The organism is Nocardioides carbamazepini, from assembly GCF_024614185.1.
GTDB lineage: Bacteria > Actinomycetota > Actinomycetes > Propionibacteriales > Nocardioidaceae > Nocardioides > Nocardioides carbamazepini.
This window is the reverse complement of record NZ_JAHTLF010000013.1, coordinates 558,201-577,589: the sequence shown is the minus strand read 5'-3', so window position 1 is coordinate 577,589 and position 19,389 is coordinate 558,201. Positions and strand designations below refer to the sequence as shown.

The following is a 19,389-nucleotide window of genomic DNA, read 5'->3' as shown; positions in this document are numbered from 1 at the left end:
GTGGCCATCTCGAAGAAGCTGCTCAACCCCGGTGAGCGCCTGATCGTCAGCACCCGTCAGCACCCCAAGGCGCTGTTCGGGCCGATCCTGGCGCTCGTGGTGCTGCTCGCCATCGGCGTCGTCGTCCAGGTCCGGCTCGAGGACTCCGGTGTGCAGCGGGTGCTCACCCTGATCGTGTGGGTCCTCGCGATCATCGGGATCCTGTGGTTCTCGGTGCGTCCGTTCCTGGTCTGGCTGACCACGGTGCACGCCTTCACCGACCGCCGGCTGATCACCCGCAACGGGATCATCACCCGCCGCGGCCACGACATCCCGCTGGCCCGGGTCAGCGACATCTCCATCGAGATCAACCTGCTGGACCGGCCGTTCGGCTGTGGCAGCCTGCTGATCGCCGACGCGTCGACCTTCGGCATGGTGCGCCTCAACGACATCCCGCACGTCGAGGCCACCCAGCGCCAGCTCAACGAGCTGCTCCACGAGCTCCACAGCGGGCAGGCGCCCCGTCGGGACGAAGGTGTCTGACACCGTCCCCGAGCAGGCCTGCCTCGGGGAGGAACCCCAGCTCACCGCGGCGGAGGTCGCCGAGCAGGCCGGCCTGCCGCTCGACCAGACCCGCCGGCTGTTCCGCACGCTCGGCTTCGCCGAGCACGGTGACGAGCGCGCCTACACCGACGCCGACGTCGCCGCCATGAGGTTGATGACGCAGATCCTCGCGGACGGCGTCATCGACCACGACGTGGCGCTCAACGTCACCCGCGGGGTCGGCATCACCATGGCCCGGCTGGCCGACTGGGAGGTCGGCGAGCTGGTGCAGCACGTCGCCGACGGCGTACCCGAGGGCGAGCCGGTCGACGACGACCCCGGCGCCTGGGTGCTGGCCCGGCTGGGCGAGCGGTTCGAGGGACTGCTCGTCTACGCCTGGCGCCGCCACCTCGCCGCCGCCGTCGCGCGCATGGAGTCCGTGCGCGCCCTCGACGACGACCCGCACACCACCGACCTCAGCGTCGGGTTCGCCGACATCGTCGGGTTCACCGCGCTGTCCAACGAGGTCTCCCGCGAGCGGATCGGGGAGCTCGTGGAGGTCTTCGAAGCCCGGTGCGGCGACGTCATCGCCCGTGAGCAGGGCCGGCTGATCAAGAGCATGGGTGACGCCGTGCTGTTCGTGAACGACGACCCGATGGCCGCGTTCGCCACCGCCGAGGGGATCATCAACGTGATCGGCCGCGACCCCCGGATGCCGGATGTGCGGGTCGGCCTCGCGTCCGGCGGCGTGGTGCTGCGGATGGGCGACGTCTTCGGTCCGCCGGTCAACCTCGCCGCCCGGCTGACGCAGGTGGCACGCCGCAACCGGATCATCGTCGACCACGCGACCGCCGACCTGCTCCCGGCCGACCAGGTCGAGTCCCGACCGCTGCCGGCCCGTCCGGTCCGGGGCTTCGGCGTGGTGGAACCTGTTGCAGTCAGGCGAGCCTGACCTCTCATCTTCACCGAAATCCCTGGTCAGCGCCCGTTTTGGGGTGCCTTCTCAAGGCAAAATTCTTGCCATTCGGTGTCGGGGAGGCGGCCAGGTCCTTACCTTGAGCCCTGTGATCGAGGTGCAGGACGTTCGGGTCGACCCGTCGGCCCGGCGCATGTGGCGTGGGGACCGCGAGATCCTGTTGTCGCGCAAGGAGTTCGACCTGGTGCACGCGCTGATCGCGCGCGCCGGGTCGATCGTGACGCGCGAGGAGCTGATGCGCGACGTGTGGGGGGTGACCTTCTGGACGTCGTCGAAGACGATCGACGTCCACCTGGGATGGGTGCGGCGCAAGCTCGGCGACGACACCCGCCAGCCCCGCCTCATCACGACGATCCGCGGCCAGGGGCTGCGCTTCGAGCTCAGCGAGGCCGTGGAGGCCGGCTCGGCGTAGGCCGCGCCCGGTGCGTAGGGTTTCGGCCGTGTCGACGACCGAACCCGCGCCCCGGATCGCCGTGATCGGTGGCGGTCAGCTCGCCCGGATGATGGCCCAGCCGGCCATCGCCCTCGGCGTACCGCTCCGTCTGCTCGCCGAGGCCGAGGGCGTCTCGGCCGCCCAGGTCATCCCTGACCAGCTGGTCGGCGACTACCGCGACCTGGCCACGCTGCGGGCCGTCACCGAGGGCTGCTCGGTCGTCACCTTCGACCACGAGCACGTCCCGACCGAGCACCTGCGGGCACTCGCAGCCGACGGCGTGACCGCGCACCCGGGCCCCGAGGCGCTGGTCCACGCGCAGGACAAGATCGTGATGCGGGAGGCGATGGCCCGTCTCGACGCCCCCCAGCCCCGCTGGGCGGTCGTCGGATCCGCGGACGAGGTCGAGGCGTTCGGCCTGCCGTGCGTGCTCAAGGTCTCCCGCGGTGGGTACGACGGCAAGGGGGTCTGGGTCGTCCGGACCCTCGCCGACGCGGCCGAGCCGCTGGCCGCCGCCGAGGCGACCGGGGTGGGGCTGCTGGCCGAGGAGCTCGTCGACTTCCGCCGCGAGCTCTCCGCGCTCGTGGCCCGCGCGCCCGGCGGCCAAGCGGCGGCGTACCCGGTCGTCGCGACCCTCCAGGTCGACGGCGTGTGCCGGGAGGTGGTCGCCCCGGCGCCCGACCTCGACCCCGGTCTCGCGACGTCCGCGCAGGAGCTCGCCCTCCGGATCGCCGGTGAGCTCGGCGTCACCGGCATCCTCGCGGTCGAGCTGTTCGAGGCGGTCGACGCCGACGGTCGCCCGGTCGTCTACATCAACGAGCTCGCCATGCGCCCCCACAACACCGGTCACTGGACCCAGGACGGCGCGGTCACCAGCCAGTTCGAGAACCATCTGCGCGCCGCGCTCGACCTCCCGCTCGGCTCGCCCGCACCGCGCGCCCGCTGGACCGTGATGGTCAACATCCTCGGCGGCGACGACCAGCACGTCGGCCGCCTCTACGACGGCTACCCGCACGCGCTCGCCCGCGATCCTCACCTGCGGGTGCACCTCTACGGCAAGGACCTGCGGCCGGGGCGGAAGGTCGGCCACGTCAACGTCTACGGCGACGATCTCGAGGACTGCCTGGAGCGTGGCCGGCACGCCGCCGCCTGGTTCCGCGGCGACCTCGGCAACGAGAGCGAGTAGCCGGCCTCAGAGCTGCTCGGGCAGCAGGGTCAACGCATCGACGTGTCGGGGGCGGACGGCGGTGAAATGGCGCCGGTCGAGCGTCGCGATCTCCGTGATCCCCAGGCGCTCTGCCAGAGCGATGATCGAGGCGTCGGTCGTGCCCAGGCGGAGGTCGGCGTACTGCTCGACCAACTCCGCCATGCGGGCATAGTCGGTCAAGGTCAACTCGACCGGCTCGAAGCCCCCTTCGGCTATGCCGGCCAGGAACCCTGCTTCGCGCACTGGACCACCGAGTCTGTCGATCAGGTAGCCGACCTCGGCAGCGACGGTAGTTGGGAGCAACAGGGCCCGCTCGGCAAGGCGAAGGCCCGCAAACAACTCCACGCAGGCGTGATGGTGGTCCTCCGTGGTGAAGGCAGCGGCGACGATAGGTGCCGTATCGAACAGGATCACGGTCGGCTGCGGCCGAAGCCTTCGGCCAGCAGCTCGTCAACCCGTTGGGCGTTGTCCGTGCGTTCGTTGTCGGCAGGACCCGCACCGATCCAGGCGAACGCCTTCTCCGTGGGCACCCGGCGTCGCGCGGTCAGGTTGCGTACGTCGGACAGCACCTGCGCGACCTGCTCGTCGGGCAGGGCGTCGATCAGGTGGTGCAGTTCCTCACGACTCTCTGACATGACCCGAGTCTAGGCGAGCGGAGGCTTGCGTCGCCGTCAGAGGACCGTGCGCTGTGGAGGACGGAAATGTGAGTGAGTAGCCTCGCGCCATGACTGCGCGCGTGGGCATCGTGATGGGCTCGGACTCCGACTGGCCGGTGATGAAGGCCGCCGCCGAGGCGCTGCGGGAGTTCGGTGTCGCCTACGAGGCCGACGTGGTCTCGGCGCACCGGATGCCGGCCGAGATGCTGGCCTACGGCCAGGAGGCAGCGGGTCGCGGGCTGTCCGTCATCATCGCCGGCGCGGGCGGTGCGGCGCACCTGCCCGGCATGCTCGCCGCGGTCACGCCCCTGCCGGTGATCGGCGTGCCGGTGCCGCTGAAGTACCTCGACGGCATGGACTCGCTGCTGTCGATCGTCCAGATGCCCGCGGGCGTGCCGGTGGCGACGGTCGCGATCGGCGGCGCGCGCAACGCGGGCCTGCTCGCCGTACGGATCCTCGCGGCGACCGACCCCGCCCTGCAGCGGCAGATGACCGACTTCCAGGCCGAGCTGAAGGCCGTCGCCGAGGCGAAGGGCTCCGTCGTCCGCGACCAGTGAGCCCGCGACCGGTGGTCCGGGTCAGCGGCCGCGCTTGCGCCACTCGATGGCCGGGCAGGTGTCCATGACCATCGGCACCCCGGCCGCGCGGGTGCGCTCGAAGGCGGCCTCGTCGACCACGCCGAGCTGGAACCAGACGCCGCCGGCACCGATCGCGACGGCCTCGTCGGCGAACCGGCCGGCTTCCTCGGAGCGCCGGAAGACGTCGACCACGTCGATGGGGAACGGCACGTCGGCGAGCGTGGCGTAGCCCTGCTCGCCGAGCACGACCGGCGCCGACGGATGGATCGGCACGATCCGCTTGCCGCGCCGCTGGAGCAGCGCGGCGATCTCGTAGGCGGTCCGGCCGGGGTTGCCGGACAGGCCGACGACGGCCCAGGTCGTGGCGTCGTCGAGCATCCGGTCGATGACGGCGGGGTCGAGGTGGGCTGGAGTGGTCACGTAGGTGCAAGGCACCCCGGGCGCCGGATCTTCCCGGTCTTCCCGGTCTTCCCGGTCTTCCCGGTCAGGGGTGTCCGAGAGCCGCACGGACCTGACGCACGACCTGCTCGACGTCCTGCTGGCCGCCGGTGATCACGATCGCGGGCGGCCCGGCCGCCGCCTCGCCGCGGAGCAGGGCCAGGGCATGGCCCAGCGCGCGGTCCACCAGCGCCTCGGCCGTCGCGGCGTCGTCGACCTCTCCGCGCAGCCACTGTCGGAGCACGTGGTTGTGGCCGATCACGATGGCGGAGGCGACGAGCTCGGCGCGCAGCGGGCCGTCGGGCTCGACGTCGAGCCAGCCGTGCACGTGGCGGGCGAAGAGCCGCACGTAGCGCTGCACGCTCGCGATCTCGCGGTCCCGGATCGCCGGCACCGTGCTGGCCAGGCGGTAGCGGGCGCGCGCGGTCGGCCCTTCGGTCAGGTAGTGCGCGAGCACGATGCCCGCGGCCTCGCGCAGCGCGAGCTCCCGTCCCGCCGGCGAGGCCGTGGCCAGCCGGGTGTCGATCCGTCCCAGCAGTGCGTCGTGGTCGGGCAGGACCACGTCCTCCTTGCCGCGGAAGTGGCGGAAGAAGGTGCTGCGCCCGGTGGCTGCGCGGGTGGCGATGTCGTCGACGGTGGTGCCGTCGTACCCCTGGCCCTCGAAGAGCTCGAAGGCGGCGGCGACGAGACGGTCGCGGGCGGTGGCGGGCACCACCGCACCCTAACTCGACGGGACGGAGTCTCGCTAGTACGATACTGAGTACCAGCCCAGTCCGGGAGAGCCAGGAGAGCCGTCGTGAGCGACCACCCGATGTACGCCCTGTCCGAGGAGCACCAGGCCATCCGCGAGGCGGTGCGCGCGATCTGCGACGCCAAGGTCGCGCCCTTCGCCGCCGAGGTCGACGAGGAGGCCCGCTACCCGCGCGAGGCCGCCGAGGCGCTGCGGGCGGCCGACTTCCACGCCCCCCACGTCCCGGAGGCGTACGGCGGCGCCGGGGCCGACGCTCTCGCCACCGTGCTCGTCATCGAGGAGATCGCGCGGGCCGACGTGTCGGCCTCACTGATCCCCGCGGTCAACAAGCTGGGCTCGCTGCCGATCATGATCGGCGGCTCGGAGGACCTCAAGAAGAAGTACCTCGGCCGCCTCGCCGCGGGCGAGGGCTTCTCGTACTGTCTCTCCGAGCCCGACGCCGGTTCGGACGCCGCCAACCAGAAGACCCGCGCGGTCCGCGACGGCGACGGCTGGATCCTCAACGGAACCAAGCGCTGGATCTCCAACGCGGGGGAGTCGGAGTTCTACACCGTCCTCGCCACCACCGACCCCGACGCCCGCTCGAAGGGCATCTCGGCGTTCGTCGTCGAGAAGACCGACCCCGGTGTCTCCTTCGGCGCTCCCGAGAAGAAGCTCGGCATCAAGGGCTCGCCCACCCGCGAGGTCTATCTCGACAACGTGCGCATCCCCGGCGATCGGATCATCGGCGAGGAGGGCAAGGGCTTCGAGTACGCCATGCAGACCCTCGACCACACCCGGGTCACCATCGCCGCGCAGGCCGTGGGCGTCGCCCAGGGCGCCCTCGACTATGCGCTCGGCTACGCCCAGGAGCGCCAGCAGTTCGGCAGGTCGATCGCCGACTTCCAGGGTCTGCAGTTCCTGCTCGCCGACATGGGCATGAAGGTCGAGGCGGCCCGCCAGCTGACCTACGCCGCCGCCGGCCGCTCCGAGCGCGGCGACAGCGACCTGACCTTCTTCGGCGCCGCGGCCAAGTGCTTCGCCTCCGACGTGGCGATGGAGGTCACCACCAACGCGGTGCAGGTCCTCGGCGGCTACGGCTACACACGCGACTACCCGGTCGAGCGGATGATGCGCGACGCCAAGATCACCCAGATCTACGAGGGCACCAACCAGGTGCAGCGGATCGTGATGGCCCGCCAGCTCCTCGCCGGGGTCCAGAGCACCCTGTGAGGTCGCGGTCCGGTCGGGCCAGGTGTGACCGTGCGTCACGGCAACCGGGCAAAATCTTTCGCGCCGGGCCGTAACAAACCTCACAGCACACCGGTTGGGTGATACAGGTTCGCCCGTCGCCGGCCGGTGACGGGCGGAGCGCCACAGTCATCCTCTCGGGAGAGATGAGGTTCGATGCGTCGTCGCCTGGTGCCGTCGAGTGCCGTCGTGGCACTCACCGCGTTCCTGCTCGCCCTCCTGGGCCTGGTCGGCAGTCCCGCGAGCGCGGATCCCTATACGCCCGCGGTGCCGACGTCGTGCCGGGTCACCGTCCCGGCCACCGTCGCCGGCGACCGCGTTGTCGTGCGGGTCCAGGTGACCGCGGCCGGCAGCGTGCAGCCGAAGGGCACGGTCACTGTCGACGGCGATCGCGTGTCCGCGCGCGCCGCGGCGGCGGACCGGTGGACCCGGACGGTGCGCTACGAGGGGTCCACGGTCGAGCTCGTCGGGCCGCGGCTCGAGCGCGGCAGGCACCAGGCGACCGCGACCTTCGTCCCCGACGACCCGACCCGTTTCGGGCGCTGCAGCGACAGCGTGAAGTTCCAGGTCGACGCCGAGGGCGAGACCGGTGGGGGCAACGGTGGGAGCAGCGGCGGCGGGCTGCCCAACACCGGTGGCCCGCACCTGGGGTTCCTCCTCGCCGGGATCGGGCTCGTGGCCGTCGGCGGTGGACTCGCTGAGCGAGCTCGCCGGACGTGACACACGCGTCCGCGTCGCGTTGGATGGGGTGGGGCTGTCCGACGCGGTGCCCCGTCGAGGAGGGATCCCATGACGCAGACCGACGCGCCCGACAGCTCCGACCCGGGGGCCGAGGCGGCCGCTGACGTCGACAGCGGTCCCGCGCCCTCCCGGGTACGCCGGCGCCGCTCGCGTCCCGCGGACGGCCCGTCGGGCCCGGCGGCGCCTGCCCGGCGGCGCGTCACCTTCTGGCTCGGCTGCGGCCTGATCGCCGCGGGCCTGGCCGTCCTCGGCTGGGTGGCCTGGCAGTTCTGGGGCACCAACTGGCAGTCCCAGCAGCGCCAGGGCGAGGTCACCCGCGCGCTCGAGGCCGGCTGGGGCGACGGCCAGGACGTGGTGCGCACCGAGTTCGGCAACGCGACGGCCATCGTGCACATCCCGAGGTTCGGAAAGGACTACTCGATCCCGGTGCTCGAGGGCTCCAGCGACGCCGTCCTCGCTGCGGGCATCGGCCACATGGAGGACACCGAGGCGGGGGCGGTGGGCAACTACGTGCTCGCCGGTCACCGGGTGACCCACGGCGAGCCGTTCGCCGAGCTGCCCTCGCTCGAGCCGGGCGACGAGGTGATCGTGGAGACCCGCGCGGCGACCTACACCTATGTCCTCGACACCGGCGGTGAGGACCTGATCGTGCCGTTCACCGAGACCTGGGTGCTCGACGACAAGCCGGTCAACCCGTCCGGGGGCGCCCAGCCGCCGGCCGACATCGGCGACCAGCTGATCACGCTGGTGACCTGCTCGGAGATCTTCCACACCGACAACCGGTCGGTCGTCTTCGGCCATCTGGTGGAGTCGACGCCCGCGGGTGAGAGCGAATCACGCTAGGATCGTTCCGCACTGCCCGCCACCTTGAACGAGCCGGGTCGTTGCATGGGGAAGTTCAAGGAGGACACGTGCTCAAGAAGCTGGCTGCGCTCGCCATGCTCACGGCGGCATTCGCCGTCGCACCGTCGACGCCCGCTCAGGCCGACGGCTACACACCCAAGATCCCGACCGTGACCACCATCAAGGTGATCGCCAACGAGGCGGGCAAGCCGGTGGTGCTCGAGGTGAGCGCCAGCGCCAACCACCCGACGCCGCCGGCCGGCAACATCGCCATCACGCTGGCCACCGGCGGGACCGCCGCTCGCGGCGCCCGCGCGCTCGTTGCCGCACCGGTGTTCACGACGACGGTGCACTTCGTCGACCAGGCCATCCGGGTCGAGGGTCCGCGCCTGCCGAAGGGCAAGTACGTCGCGACCGCCGCGCTGACGCCCGACAACGCCGCGCTCTTCCTGCCGTCGTCCGGCACCACCCAGACCTTCCGCGTCGACAGTGATGACGACAACGGCAGCGGTGGCGGCGGCGACCAGGGCGCCGGGCTGCCCAACACCGGTGGCCCCGACCTGATGTGGCTGCTCCTCGGAGGCGGCCTCGTGGTCGCCGGCGCCGGTGGCGTCAGCTACGGCCGCCGCCGCATCGCGGCCGTCGCCTGATCGACCCGGCGCATCTGAACGTCTGAGAAGCACCGACCCGTCGCGTTCGAACGCGACGGGTCGGTGCAATTCAGGGCAGCGGAGGGTTACGGGGCGAACCAGGTGGTGCTGCGGGTCATCCCCAGCGCCCGGTCCGGCCCCCGCCAGTTCGCCTGCATGTGCAGCCAGGGGCGGCTGAACCAGAGGAAGCCGTCGACGTACCTCCTGGCGTCCCTGGTGGTCTCCGCGGACAGCCCCCACCGGGGGTCGCCCACGCGAGAGGTCGGCGGGATGCCGAGGGTGACACAGCCCCGACGGTCCGAGGCCGACCCGCACACACGGGCGTTGTCGTTGACCGGGCCCTCCGCGTCGACCTCCGGCCAGGTCATGCCGTTGCCGTTCTGGGCGGTGTCGATGACGAAGTGGACGCCCTTGACCCCGCGCTGGCGGAGGATCTCGACCAGCTCGGCGCCGTAGGCGACGGACTCCTCGGTGCCGACGTAGTGGGTGGCGTTGAGGGCGAAGCCGCGGGCGTCGGCGATCCCGTTGGCGAGCAGCAGGTCGGCCGCCTGGGAGGCCCGCGGCACGCCGACCTGGGGAGTGCTGCTCCAGTCGGCGGCGCCGGCGTCCAGGTAGACGCTGGTGTTCGGCTGCGCGGAGAACGCCGTGACCGCGTGCTTGATGAGGGCGCTGGTCACCGCGCGGTTCGAGCACCACCAGAACGGCAGGTCGGGCTGCAGGATCACCGCGGCGTGCTGGCGGCCGAGGGCACGGGCGGCATTGGTGATCCAGCGGCGGTAGTCGCCCTGGGCGCCGGCCGACGGGGTGCGGTTGCACACGGCGTGCTCCCAGGGGTCCATCCGGAAGACCGCGAGCTGCACGAGGACCTTCCGGTCGCCGCCCGACGCGTTGGCGACGTACTCCTCCACGACCGAGCCGATCCGCTCCGGCGAGCCGCTCCAGGTGCCCAGCCACAGGGACTTGGGGCGCAGCGCGATCCGGCCCAGCTGCTGCTTGGCGTCGCCGCCGGCCGCCTGGTAGGCGGTCCACGTCTGCTCGAGCCCGCCGCGGTAGACACCCCAGCGCCGCTCGGCGAGCGGGTTGCGCAGGTTCTGTGCGTGCGCCGGCTGGGCCCGCTGCCAGACCTCCTTGTCCGGCCGGTAGGTGCGCCGCGGCGGCGGGGCCGGCGTCGTCGGCTGCACCGCCGGGGGCGGCACCGTCGCGGGGGGCGGGGCCGCGGTCGTGGCGCTCGTGCTCGGCGCGGGCGTCGTCGGCTCAGGGCTCGACCCGGCGCTCGGCGACTCCTGCGCGCGGCACCCGGCCAGCACCAGGAGGGCCACGGTGGCCAGGAGCGCCGTGCGGGCGCGGTGGACGGAGGTTCCCGGGGTCTGCAGCATCGCGCCGAGGCTAACCCGGGTCACCGCACAGCCAGAAGTCCTAGACTGGAACACGTTCCCGTTCCCGGTCCCCGGAGGTCCCCATGCCCTCGCTGCGCTGCCCCTGCGACACCACCCTGCGTGCCGACACCGACGACGACCTGGTCGAGAAGGTGCAGGCCCACCTCGCGGCCGAGCACCCGGGCCGGGAGTACAGCCGCGAGGAGATCCTCTTCATGGCCATGTGAGCCGCGCCGCCCGTCAGGCGATGGGCGGCAGCTCCGAGGCCTTGCCGGTGAACGCCGGCGTCCGCTTCTCGAGGAACGCCGCGACGCCCTCCTTGCCGTCGCCGATCGAGGTCCAGAACATCGCCAGCGAGTCGGTGAGATGGGCCTCGAGCGGGTCGGCGGCCGCGCTGTTGCGGTAGACGAGCTGCTTGGCCAGTCCCAGCGCGACGGGCGAGCGGTCGGTCACGAACGACCGGGCCAGGTCGTAGGCCGCCGGCAGCAGGTCCTCCGGCTCGTGCAGGCTGCGCACCAGCCGTCCGGCATGCGCCTGCTCGGCGGTCAGGACGTCGGCGGAGTAGACCCACTCCAGCGCCTGCTGGATGCCGACGATGCGAGGCAGGAACCACGACGAGCAGGCCTCGGGCACGATGCCGAGCCGCCCGAACACGAACCCGATCCGGGCCTTCGTCGACGCCAGCCGGATGTCCATCGCGAGCGTCATGGTGGCGCCGATGCCCACCGCCGGCCCGTTGATCGCGGCGATCACGGGCTTCGGCAGCGCATGGATGGCGAGGGTGATCTTGCCGCCGGTGTCGCGGACGCCGTCGGCGTACGGCGGCTCGTCGTACGCCGCCCGGAAGTCCTCGGGGGTGGGGGAGAGGGTCTCGTCGAGCCCGAAGACGTTGCCGGCGGCGGAGAGGTCCATGCCGGCGCAGAACGCGCGGCCGGCGCCGGTCACGACGACCGCCCGGACCGCGTCGTCGCGCGCGTCGGTGAGGAAGACCTGCAGCAGCTCCCGGGCCATCGTCAGGTCGAACGCGTTGAGTGCGTCCGGTCGGTGCAGGGTCAGCGTCGCGATGCCGTCGTCGTCGACGTGCCAGGTGAGGGTCTCGTACACAGGGGTCCTCCGAGTCGTGCCGGGATCAGGGGGCGAGGCCGGTGGCTGTGCAGAGATCGTCGGTGATCTTGCCGGTCCGGTCCTCGGCGATCCTGCCGAAGAGCTGCTCGGCGCGCGGGCCGTCCCACGTGGTGTCGGCTCGGGCCAGGGGCACGGTGCACGACTTCTTCACCTTCGTCATCGCCAGCGCCCACTTGCCGGCGTCCACCGGGCCGGTGCTGTCGCCGAAGCGGAAGAAGTCGGGGACGGCGCTGTTCAGGCCCCACCACCGGAACGGATTGAGCACCGACCAGGGGGAGAGCACCTTGTCGCCGACCGCGGCGATCACCTCGCGCTGCTGCTGCACCCGCGCCAGGTCGGAGATCGGGCTGAACTTGCGGGCCCGCGAGTAGGCCAGCGCAGTCGCGCCGTCCACCTCCTGGCAGCCCTTCTTCACGTTGAGCCCGGAGTCCTTGTCCTTGATCCGCTGCTTCGGGCAGATCTCGATCCCACCGACCGCGTCCACGACGCCGACGAGGCCGCCGAAGCCGATCTCGACGTACTGGTCGACCCGCAGGCCGGTCGCGTTCTCGAGGGTCTGCACCAGCAGCGGCGTCCCGCCCTTGGCGTAGGCCGAGTTGACCTTGCTGACACCGAAGCCGGGGATGTCCAGCGGCGAGTCGCGGGGGATCGACACCAGGGTCGTCGGGCCGTCGCCGGTGTGCAGCAGCAGGATCGTGTCGGTCAGCTCGGACGCGGCGTCGCCGGTGTGGAGCTCCTTGCGCTCCTCCGGGGACAGGCCGGCCCGCGAGTCACTGCCCACGAGGAGGTACGTCGTGCCGGGCTGCTCCGCAGGGCGGTCGGCGCTCGGCTCGAAGTCGACCTTGTCGACCCGGTTCCACGCCACGAGCGGCACGGTGACGAGGAAGACCAGCCACAGCACGAGGGCCAGGAGCACGAGCCGGACGTAGGTGCGTGGTCGCGACCAGCGGCTGCGCCGCGGCGCGCGAGGGGCCGGGGTGGCGGCGGGCGCGGGGCGGCGCCCGGTCGGCGGGGGCGCGCCGCCGTACTGCTGCGCGGGAGGCAGCCTCGGCGGGGCCTGGGGCGGCGTCTGGGACGGCGTCCGGGGCGGGGGCGGGTTGGCCCCGGGACGTCGCTGGACCGGGATCCGCCGGGTGGGCTCGGGGTCGGAGCCGCCGCGGGGCGCGCCATAGATCCAGTCGAACTGCTCGTCGGGGGCCCCGTCCCCCGAGTCGCCGGTGCCGTCGCCACGCCCTGCCATACGCCTGACGCTACCGTCAGCCCGTGAGCGAAATCGTCGCGGCGCGCACGCCGTCGTACTCCCGCATCGAGCTGGCCACGCTGACCTCGCGTGCCCAGGCCAACCTGCTGGGCAACATCCACGGCGGCGAGGTGGTCAAGCTGGCCGACTCGACGGCGGGGGTCGTGGCGCAGCGGCACAGCGGGGGTCCGGCGGTGACGGCGGCCCTCGACGAGATGGCGTTCCTGGAGCCGGTCCGCGTGGGCGACATCATCCGGACCTTCGGTCGGGTCAACTGGGTCGGCACGTCGTCGATGGAGATCGGCGTCCGGATCGAGACGGAGCCCTGGGACGCCGCGGGCAGGGTCCTGCACGTCGGCTCGGCGTACTTCGTGTTCGTGGCGGTCGACGCGGCGGGCCGCGGCCGACCGGTGCCCGCGCTCGAGCCGGAGACCGACGAGGACCGCCGCCGGATGCACGAGGCGGAGGTGCGCCGGGCCCACCGGCTCGCGCGGCGCCAGGAGATCGACGCGCTCCGCGCGCGCGTCTGATCACCCCGGGCGCACGGCGACCTCGGTCAGCGCCGCCGCGACGGCGTCGACCGCTGCCGGGCGCGGGGGAGCGCCGTAGGTCGAGAGCTGCACCCGACGGTGCGCGGCCAGGGGGCGTCGTACGACGTCGCGGTGCTGGTGCGCGCGGAGGGCCAGGCCGGGCAGCACGGTGACCCCGAGACCGCTCGCGACGAGTGACTGGACGGCGACGTAGTCGTCGCTGGCGAAGGCGATCGCGGGGGTGAACCCGGCCTCCGCGCACAGTGTCAGGAGCTCGCGCCGGCAGCGCTCGCAGCCCGTGATCCACCCGGTGCCGGCGTAGTCGGCGAGGTCGACGGTCCCGGCGGTCGCCCGGTCGGCGGGCGTCACCAGGTAGAGCGGGTCGTCGACGACGGGCGTCACCGTGATCTGGTCCGGCTCGGGCTGGTCGGGGTAGGCGAAGGTCAGCGCGAGGTCGATCTCGCCCGCGCGCAGCAGCTCGTGGGCCTCCGGCGGCTCGGCCTCGACCAGGTCGAGCTCGATCCCGGGGTGGCGGGTGGTGAGCAGCGCGAGCGCGTCCGGGACCAGCGTCGCCGCGCCCGACGGGAAGGCCGCGAGCCGGACCCGCCCCGACTGGAGGCTCGTCGTCGCCGCGAGCTCCGCCTCCGCCCGGGCCAGCAGGCCGAGGATCTCCTCGCCGCGGCGGGCCAGCCGCTCACCCTCCGGCGTGAGCCGGACGCCGCGGCCGACCCGCTGGAGCAGCACGGCGCCGGTCTCCGCCTCGAGCCGGCGCAGGTGGTGGGAGATGGTCGGCTGGCCGTAGTGCAGTGCCGTCGCCGCGGCCGAGACGGAGCCGGTGCGGTGGACGGCGACGAGGGCCTCCAGGCGGCGCAGGTCAATCACGGAGTCATCATATCGACACCGTCGATGGGTTCACTCGAAAGGAACTATTGGACCGATGAGTGTCCGGTCGCCGAGGATGGACCCATGCCGCACTCCGACCTGACGTTCGACGGTGTCCTCGCCGCTGCCGAGATCGTGGGCCGTGAGCTGCCGGCCACGCCGCTGCAGGCCCACCCGCTGCTCGACCGGGCGCTCGGCCGTCCGGTCCTGGTCAAGCACGAGAACGTGCTGCCGACCGGTGCCTTCAAGGTCCGCGGCGGCGTCCACCTCGCTGCGCGCCTCAGCGACGCCGAGCGCACGCACGGGCTGGTCACCTGCTCGACCGGCAACCACGCCCAGTCCGTGGCGTACGGCGCCCGGCTGGCCGGCGTCCGCGCCACGATCGTGATGCCGGAGAGTGCCCCCGCGACCAAGCGTGACGCGGTGCGGGCCCTGGACGCCGACGTCGTCCTCGTGGGCGCGAGCCTGGGCGAGGCGGCCGAGCACGCCCGCGCGCTGGCGGCCGAGACCGGCGCGTCGTTCATCTGCCCGACCGACGAGCGGATCGTGCTGGGGCACGCGACGGCGTACCTCGAGCTGTTCGGCCAGGCCCCCGACCTGGGCACCCTCTTCGTCCCGATCGGCAGCGGCACCGGAGCCGCGGGCGCGTGCCTGGTCCGCGACGCGCTGGCGCCGGGGTGTCGCGTCGTCGGCGTCCAGTCCGAGGCCGCGCCCGCCGGGTGGCGCTCCTGGCGCGCCGGCACCATCGAGACCGCGCCCGCGACGACCCGCGCCGCCGGACTGGCCACGACGACCGGCTACCCGCGCACCCAGGAGATCCTGCGCGACCGGCTGGACGACTTCGTGCTGGTGGACGACGACGCCATCGACGCCGCCGCGCGGCTGCTCGCCACCTGCGCGCACACGCTCGCCGAGGGCGCCGGAGCGGCCTCCCTGGCGGGCGCGGCAGCAGCCGCGGCCGCCGGCGTCGACGCGGCAGGGACGGGTCCGATCGCCGTGGTCTGCACGGGTGCCAACGCCTCGGCCGACGAGATCGCCCGACTCGCGGGATCGGTCGCCGCGGCCTGAGGGGTCGCGGCGCGTCGCCACCCGAGTGACGCATGGGACTGGTGATACTGGGCAGGTGCAGGACAGGACTCCCGTCGACGACCGCGCCGCCCGGGTGCGGTTCCGCCGGGCGCTGACCCTGATGGCCTTCACCCTGGTCGTGCCCGGCTCCGCGCAGCTGGTGGCGGGCAACCGGGCGATCGGCCGGGTCGCCGTGCGGATCTGGCTCGCGTCGCTCGGCACCCTCGCCGTGGTCGCCGCCTGGAGCTGGCTCGACAACGGCTTCGCGCTCTCGCTCGCGTTCAGCCCGACCGTGATGCTCGTCGTCCGGCTCTACCTGATCGTCGGCGCGATCTGCTGGGCGGCGCTCTTCGTCGACGCCTGGCGGATCGGCCAGCCGCTCAGCCTGCGGCTCCCGCATCGGCGCGCGGTCGTCGGCGTCAACGGCATCCTCTGCTTCTCCGTCGCCGGCACCATGCTCTTCGGCGCCCATCTCGCCGCCGCCCAGCGCGAATGGCTGACGATGTTCGCCGACGGTGACCTCGGCAGTGCGCACGGCGGGCGCTACAATATCCTGCTCATCGGTGGCGACTCCGGCAACGACCGCTGGGGCCTGCGCACCGACTCGATGACCGTCGCCTCCGTCGACGCCACCACCGGTCGCACCGTGATGATCGGCCTGCCGCGCAACATGCAGAACTTCCCGTTCCGCGAGGGCAGCGTGATGGACGAGCAGTTCCCCAAGGGCTTCGACTGCGACGGCTGCTACCTCAACGGCGTCAGCACCTGGGTGGGTGACCACACCGACCTGTTCCAGGACTCCGAGACCCCCGGCATCGACGCCACCGTGTCGGCGGTCGAGGGGATCACCGGCCTCGACCTCAACTACTGGGTCATGGTCAACATGCGCGGCTTCGAGCGCCTGGTCGACGCCTTCGGCGGCGTCACCCTCAACGTCCGCCAGCGGATCCCCGTCGGCGGCCTCGGCAAGGACGTCACCGGCTACATCGAGCCCGGCGAGCGCAAGCTCAACGGACACGACGCCCTCTGGTACTCCCGGGCTCGGGAGGGCTCCGACGACTACTCGCGGATGGCGCGCCAGAAGTGCGTGTTCTCGGCCCTCGTCTCCCAGGTCAGCCCCGCGCAGGCGCTCACCAACTTCCAGGAGATCGCCAAGGCCTCCAGCGCGATGATCCAGACCGACATCCCCGGCGGCGCGCTCAGCGACTTCGTCGAGCTCGCCCTGCGTGCCCGGACCCAGAAGATCTCCTCGGTCTCCCTCGTCCCCCCGCGCATCGACACCGCCCGCCCCGACATCGATCTCGTCCACCAGATGGTCGGCGACGCGATCGACAAGGCCGAGGGCGACCTGAAGGCGGCCAAGAAGGGCACCGGCAAGACACCGGACCCCGCGCCGACGTCCGAGGAGACCCCGGCCACCGAGGAGCAGCCCGCCGAGCAGCCGGGCACCGTCACCGGCGGTTCGCTCGGCTCCCGCAACGACGGCTACAAGGCCAACGAGACCGACGACGTCGCCGCCGCCTGCTGACTCCGAGGCGCTGTTACGCGTCGAAGGGGAGCAGACGGAGACGGATAGATGCTCCTCTTGGCCGTCAAGCGCTCTTGGGCAGCGTCCTCGTAGGGTCGGATCGTGACCGAGCCTTGGAAGACAACCGTGACGGCGTTCGCGTTGACGCGCATGGATCGGCTCTGGTTGATGATTCGTCACGAGCGGCTTGGTGTGACGAGCTGGGAGTTGCCAGGCGGTCACGTTGATCCGGGCGAGACGCTCGAAGAGGCTGCGGCGCGCGAGACTGCCGAAGAGACCGGAGTCGCAGTCGAGGTCGGTCGCCTGATTGCCTCCTGCGTGCACGAATGGCACGAGCGTCGCCAGCGGAAGCTCATCTGCTTCTTCGAGGCGACCGCTGCCGAAGGCAGCGTGCCGCGCGTGCCACCTGGTGAACCGCAGATCCTTGAGGCTGCATGGGTCGACCCGTTCGTGCTCGACTCGGCAAGTCCGTTCCTCGTGCCGTTGATTGAGCAACAGCTCAACGACCGGTCCGATGCACCGATCTCCTTCCTGATGACGCATCGCATCAATAGCGATGGGCTCTGGGAACCAGCCCAGGTGGCCCCTGAGCGCTGAAATAGAGTTGGGTGACCGTGTCGGGCGACGCCGTAGGCGGAGGTGCCCTCGATGCCGATCGCGGTCGGATCGCCGTGGCTGGCGATGAACGTCAGCGCATGGCGGGTCAGGCTGCGCGTGGTCGGGCGCGGCCGTAGCTGATCCCGGCGGCTCGGAGATTGTTGTCGAGGGTGGCTCTGGGTGGTGGGGTCCACACGGGTTGTCCGGTGTCGTCGTCGATCTTCACGGCCCAGGGGGTCTGGTGGATGAGCACGTGGTGGTGCCTGCAGAGCATCACGAGATTCCCGAGGCTGGTGGTGCCGCCGTCGGCCCAGTGCTGGATGTGGTGGGCGTCGCAGGCCAGGGGCATGCGGGTGCAGCCAGGGAAGGAGCAGTGTCGGTCGCGGATGACGAGTGCGATCCAGATCGCGGCGGTGACGAGTCGTTGGGCACGGCCGACGTCCATCACCTGGCCTTCGGAGCCGAGGACGCCGGGGATGATCTCGGCATCACACGCGATCCGGCGTACGGCGGTTGCGGAGAGCCGGGCTCCGGCGGGGGTGTGACCGTTGCGGGCGAGTCCGGCGTCGATGACCTGCTGCTTGAGGGACTCTTGGTCGATGAGCACGATCACCCGTGCCGTGGAGCCGTGGTCACGGGGCAGCGCGTCGGGGCCCTCGGTGTTGGCGAGTCGGTCACACGCATCCACGAGCGCGTCCCACATCCGGGCCCCGGCATCACGGCGATCCCTCCCGTCGTGCCCACAACCGGGCGTCAGACAGGGTGCGGCGGTGGAGACCCCGTGGTCGTCGAACATCTCCTCCTCGGGTTGACGGCTCACACCACCACAGGCACCAGGCTCCGAAGTGACCGGTGCCGCTAACGGGTGGAGGGCGGCTTTGATCTTCTCGGCGTCCTCGACGGTCCCGTATCCCTTGACCCGGACTCCGCCGAGGGCGTCTTCGGCGAAGGACAGGTGCCGGGCGTGGTGGGCACCGCGTTCGGCTTTGGCCTTCTCCTTGTCGCGGTTCACGATCTCGGCGTCGGGGTCGAGGTCACGCACGACATCACCGAACGCGGTCTGTAGGTCACTGGCGTCGTGACCGTGGGTGTCGACGAGGTCGAGCATCTTCTCGGCCACGGCGGTGCGGAACTCCGGCACCCGGGGCAGGGTGTGCACCTTGGACGCGATCGCCCTGGCTTGGGGCAAGCTCACTCGCCCGGACTCCAACGCGGCCTGCACCGCGGGCAGGTCCCGCAACTGCTCCACAGCACGCACGAGCCCGCCGCCGGTGCCCTTGTGGCCGCCGGTGAGGTGGGTCAGGAAGTCCTTCGTCGAAGACCAGCCCAGGTCCCGCAGGGCGTCGGTGGCTTCGAGCCGGTCGATGCCCCGCAAGAGGGCGGCGTCCAGGAACGAGCGGGCGGTGGTGATCGCCTCCACGCCCGCCACCGCGTCGGGACCATCCAGGTCGTCCCAGTCATGGCCGGCCAACTCCGCGGCGCGCTCGGCCACGGTGGTGGCCGTGTGGAGCGCTCCGGGGGAAGTCATGCGCTCAGTCTACTCGAACACCTGTTCGAATCAAGGGATTTGGCAGGCGATTCTTCAAGAGATGTCTCAGGACATGGGTGACACTTCCGGGGTTGTTGGTGGTGACATTTCTCATCCGATCCTTCGGCGGTGGCTGCCAACGAACTCATCGATCCTCGCGTCCGTCTCGCTACCGCGCAGTGGCTAGGCGACGCGCCCCGTGGTGCGGTCTCGACGTTCTGCGCCGAGCACGACATCTCCCGCAAGTCGTTCTACGAGCTCCGTAACCGCACCGTCATCGCCGACGGTGACGCGATCACCGTCGGGGACTGTCCCTTCTTGCTGACGGGTTCTCGGTGTCGGCGGGCCCGCAACCCGACCGCGGGTCCCGGCCACCTGCCGACCCTCCCTCGTTGCTGCCTTTCGGGCTGTGCCGGGCTACGGAACCGCAGCCCGCCGAGCAGCCGCACCGTCACCGGCGGTTCGCTCGGGTCCCGCAACGACGGCTAAA

At 71.8% G+C, this 19,389-nt stretch carries 23 protein-coding genes; 14 read left to right on the top strand and 9 right to left on the bottom strand.

Annotation, left to right across the window (positions count from 1 at the left end):
• From KVF89_RS09630 to KVF89_RS09615, 4 genes are all read left to right on the top strand, one after another.
• Positions 1-522 carry a PH domain-containing protein gene (locus KVF89_RS09630; protein WP_257425190.1) on the top strand — a complete coding sequence of 174 codons (522 nt, stop codon included), beginning with the start codon at positions 1-3 and terminating at the stop codon, positions 520-522.
• Positions 515-1,474 carry an adenylate/guanylate cyclase domain-containing protein gene (locus tag KVF89_RS09625; RefSeq protein WP_257425188.1) on the top strand — a complete coding sequence of 320 codons (960 nt, stop codon included), beginning with the start codon at positions 515-517 and terminating at the stop codon, positions 1,472-1,474. The genes KVF89_RS09630 and KVF89_RS09625 overlap by 8 nt, the downstream gene beginning before the upstream one ends.
• A 112-nt stretch (positions 1,475-1,586) precedes the next feature.
• On the top strand, positions 1,587-1,910 hold the full coding sequence (locus KVF89_RS09620) for a winged helix-turn-helix domain-containing protein (protein WP_257425187.1): 324 nt from the start codon (positions 1,587-1,589) through the stop codon (positions 1,908-1,910).
• 28 nt (positions 1,911-1,938) lie between these two features.
• Positions 1,939-3,117, top strand: a complete 1,179-nt coding sequence (locus KVF89_RS09615) for a 5-(carboxyamino)imidazole ribonucleotide synthase (RefSeq protein ID WP_257425186.1) — start codon at positions 1,939-1,941, stop codon at positions 3,115-3,117.
• Positions 3,118-3,123: 6 nt separating this feature from the next.
• Here the strand turns inward: KVF89_RS09615 and KVF89_RS09610 are convergent, their stop codons facing one another.
• Both KVF89_RS09610 and KVF89_RS09605 read right to left on the bottom strand, forming a co-directional pair.
• Positions 3,124-3,552: a type II toxin-antitoxin system VapC family toxin gene (locus tag KVF89_RS09610; RefSeq protein WP_257425184.1), complete on the bottom strand. Its 429-nt coding sequence runs from the start codon at positions 3,550-3,552 to the stop codon at positions 3,124-3,126.
• Entirely contained in the window at positions 3,549-3,773 is a 225-nt protein-coding gene (locus KVF89_RS09605) for a hypothetical protein (protein WP_257425183.1), read from the bottom strand. The genes KVF89_RS09610 and KVF89_RS09605 overlap by 4 nt, the downstream gene beginning before the upstream one ends.
• Before the next feature lie 89 nt (positions 3,774-3,862).
• Between KVF89_RS09605 and purE the strand changes: the two genes are divergently transcribed.
• The gene (gene purE, locus KVF89_RS09600) at positions 3,863-4,351 is read left to right on the top strand and encodes a 5-(carboxyamino)imidazole ribonucleotide mutase (protein ID WP_257425182.1); all 489 of its coding nucleotides are present in this window, start codon (positions 3,863-3,865) and stop codon (positions 4,349-4,351) included.
• A gap of 21 nt (positions 4,352-4,372) precedes the next feature.
• Here purE and KVF89_RS09595 read toward each other — a convergent pair whose 3' ends face one another.
• On the bottom strand, positions 4,373-4,792 hold the full coding sequence (locus KVF89_RS09595) for a CoA-binding protein (protein ID WP_257425180.1): 420 nt from the start codon (positions 4,790-4,792) through the stop codon (positions 4,373-4,375).
• 64 nt (positions 4,793-4,856) lie between these two features.
• Positions 4,857-5,522, bottom strand: coding sequence for a TetR/AcrR family transcriptional regulator (locus KVF89_RS09590; protein ID WP_257425178.1), 666 nt, complete (start codon positions 5,520-5,522; stop codon positions 4,857-4,859).
• Positions 5,523-5,621: 99 nt separating this feature from the next.
• Between KVF89_RS09590 and KVF89_RS09585 the strand changes: the two genes are divergently transcribed.
• The 4 genes from KVF89_RS09585 (at position 5,622) to KVF89_RS09570 (ending at position 9,025) form a co-directional block, all read left to right on the top strand.
• Complete coding sequence (locus KVF89_RS09585; RefSeq protein ID WP_257425282.1) at positions 5,622-6,773, top strand: acyl-CoA dehydrogenase family protein; 1,152 nt, start codon at positions 5,622-5,624, stop codon at positions 6,771-6,773.
• A 174-nt stretch (positions 6,774-6,947) separates the two neighbouring features.
• Positions 6,948-7,511: a hypothetical protein gene (locus KVF89_RS09580; RefSeq protein ID WP_257425177.1), complete on the top strand. Its 564-nt coding sequence runs from the start codon at positions 6,948-6,950 to the stop codon at positions 7,509-7,511.
• Positions 7,512-7,580: 69 nt separating this feature from the next.
• Positions 7,581-8,375, top strand: coding sequence for a class E sortase (locus tag KVF89_RS09575; RefSeq protein ID WP_257425175.1), 795 nt, complete (start codon positions 7,581-7,583; stop codon positions 8,373-8,375).
• Between the two features lie 68 nt (positions 8,376-8,443).
• Positions 8,444-9,025 (top strand): LPXTG cell wall anchor domain-containing protein, encoded by a 582-nt coding sequence (locus KVF89_RS09570; RefSeq protein ID WP_257425174.1) that lies wholly within the window; start codon positions 8,444-8,446, stop codon positions 9,023-9,025.
• An 86-nt stretch (positions 9,026-9,111) separates the two neighbouring features.
• Here KVF89_RS09570 and KVF89_RS09565 read toward each other — a convergent pair whose 3' ends face one another.
• Complete coding sequence (locus tag KVF89_RS09565; RefSeq protein WP_257425173.1) at positions 9,112-10,401, bottom strand: glycoside hydrolase family 6 protein; 1,290 nt, start codon at positions 10,399-10,401, stop codon at positions 9,112-9,114.
• Positions 10,402-10,484: 83 nt separating this feature from the next.
• On the opposite strand from KVF89_RS09565, the gene KVF89_RS09560 reads away from it, so the two are divergent.
• Positions 10,485-10,628: a DUF1059 domain-containing protein gene (locus KVF89_RS09560; protein ID WP_257425172.1), complete on the top strand. Its 144-nt coding sequence runs from the start codon at positions 10,485-10,487 to the stop codon at positions 10,626-10,628.
• Positions 10,629-10,641: 13 nt separating this feature from the next.
• On the opposite strand, the gene KVF89_RS09555 is transcribed toward KVF89_RS09560, so the two are convergent.
• Both KVF89_RS09555 and KVF89_RS09550 read right to left on the bottom strand, forming a co-directional pair.
• Complete coding sequence (locus KVF89_RS09555; protein ID WP_257425171.1) at positions 10,642-11,505, bottom strand: crotonase/enoyl-CoA hydratase family protein; 864 nt, start codon at positions 11,503-11,505, stop codon at positions 10,642-10,644.
• 25 nt (positions 11,506-11,530) lie between these two features.
• Entirely contained in the window at positions 11,531-12,766 is a 1,236-nt protein-coding gene (locus tag KVF89_RS09550; RefSeq protein ID WP_257425170.1) for an LCP family protein, read from the bottom strand.
• A 23-nt stretch (positions 12,767-12,789) separates the two neighbouring features.
• Here KVF89_RS09550 and KVF89_RS09545 point away from each other — a divergent pair, with 23 nt between their 5' ends.
• Positions 12,790-13,296, top strand: coding sequence for an acyl-CoA thioesterase (locus tag KVF89_RS09545; protein WP_257425168.1), 507 nt, complete (start codon positions 12,790-12,792; stop codon positions 13,294-13,296).
• Here KVF89_RS09545 and KVF89_RS09540 read toward each other — a convergent pair whose 3' ends face one another.
• Complete coding sequence (locus KVF89_RS09540; protein WP_257425167.1) at positions 13,297-14,178, bottom strand: LysR family transcriptional regulator; 882 nt, start codon at positions 14,176-14,178, stop codon at positions 13,297-13,299.
• Between the two features lie 84 nt (positions 14,179-14,262).
• Between KVF89_RS09540 and KVF89_RS09535 the strand changes: the two genes are divergently transcribed.
• The 3 genes from KVF89_RS09535 to KVF89_RS09525 all read left to right on the top strand — a co-directional run bounded on the left by KVF89_RS09535 (position 14,263) and on the right by KVF89_RS09525 (position 17,371).
• Entirely contained in the window at positions 14,263-15,246 is a 984-nt protein-coding gene (locus KVF89_RS09535; protein ID WP_257425165.1) for a threonine ammonia-lyase, read from the top strand.
• A gap of 55 nt (positions 15,247-15,301) precedes the next feature.
• A complete protein-coding gene (locus KVF89_RS09530) occupies positions 15,302-16,774 on the top strand; it encodes an LCP family protein (RefSeq protein WP_257425164.1) in 1,473 nt (490 codons plus the stop codon).
• Positions 16,775-16,876: 102 nt separating this feature from the next.
• Positions 16,877-17,371: an NUDIX hydrolase gene (locus KVF89_RS09525; protein WP_273475363.1), complete on the top strand. Its 495-nt coding sequence runs from the start codon at positions 16,877-16,879 to the stop codon at positions 17,369-17,371.
• 106 nt (positions 17,372-17,477) lie between these two features.
• Here KVF89_RS09525 and KVF89_RS09520 read toward each other — a convergent pair whose 3' ends face one another.
• Positions 17,478-18,899 (bottom strand): HNH endonuclease signature motif containing protein, encoded by a 1,422-nt coding sequence (locus tag KVF89_RS09520; protein WP_257425163.1) that lies wholly within the window; start codon positions 18,897-18,899, stop codon positions 17,478-17,480.
• Between the last annotated feature and the right edge of the window lie 490 nt (positions 18,900-19,389).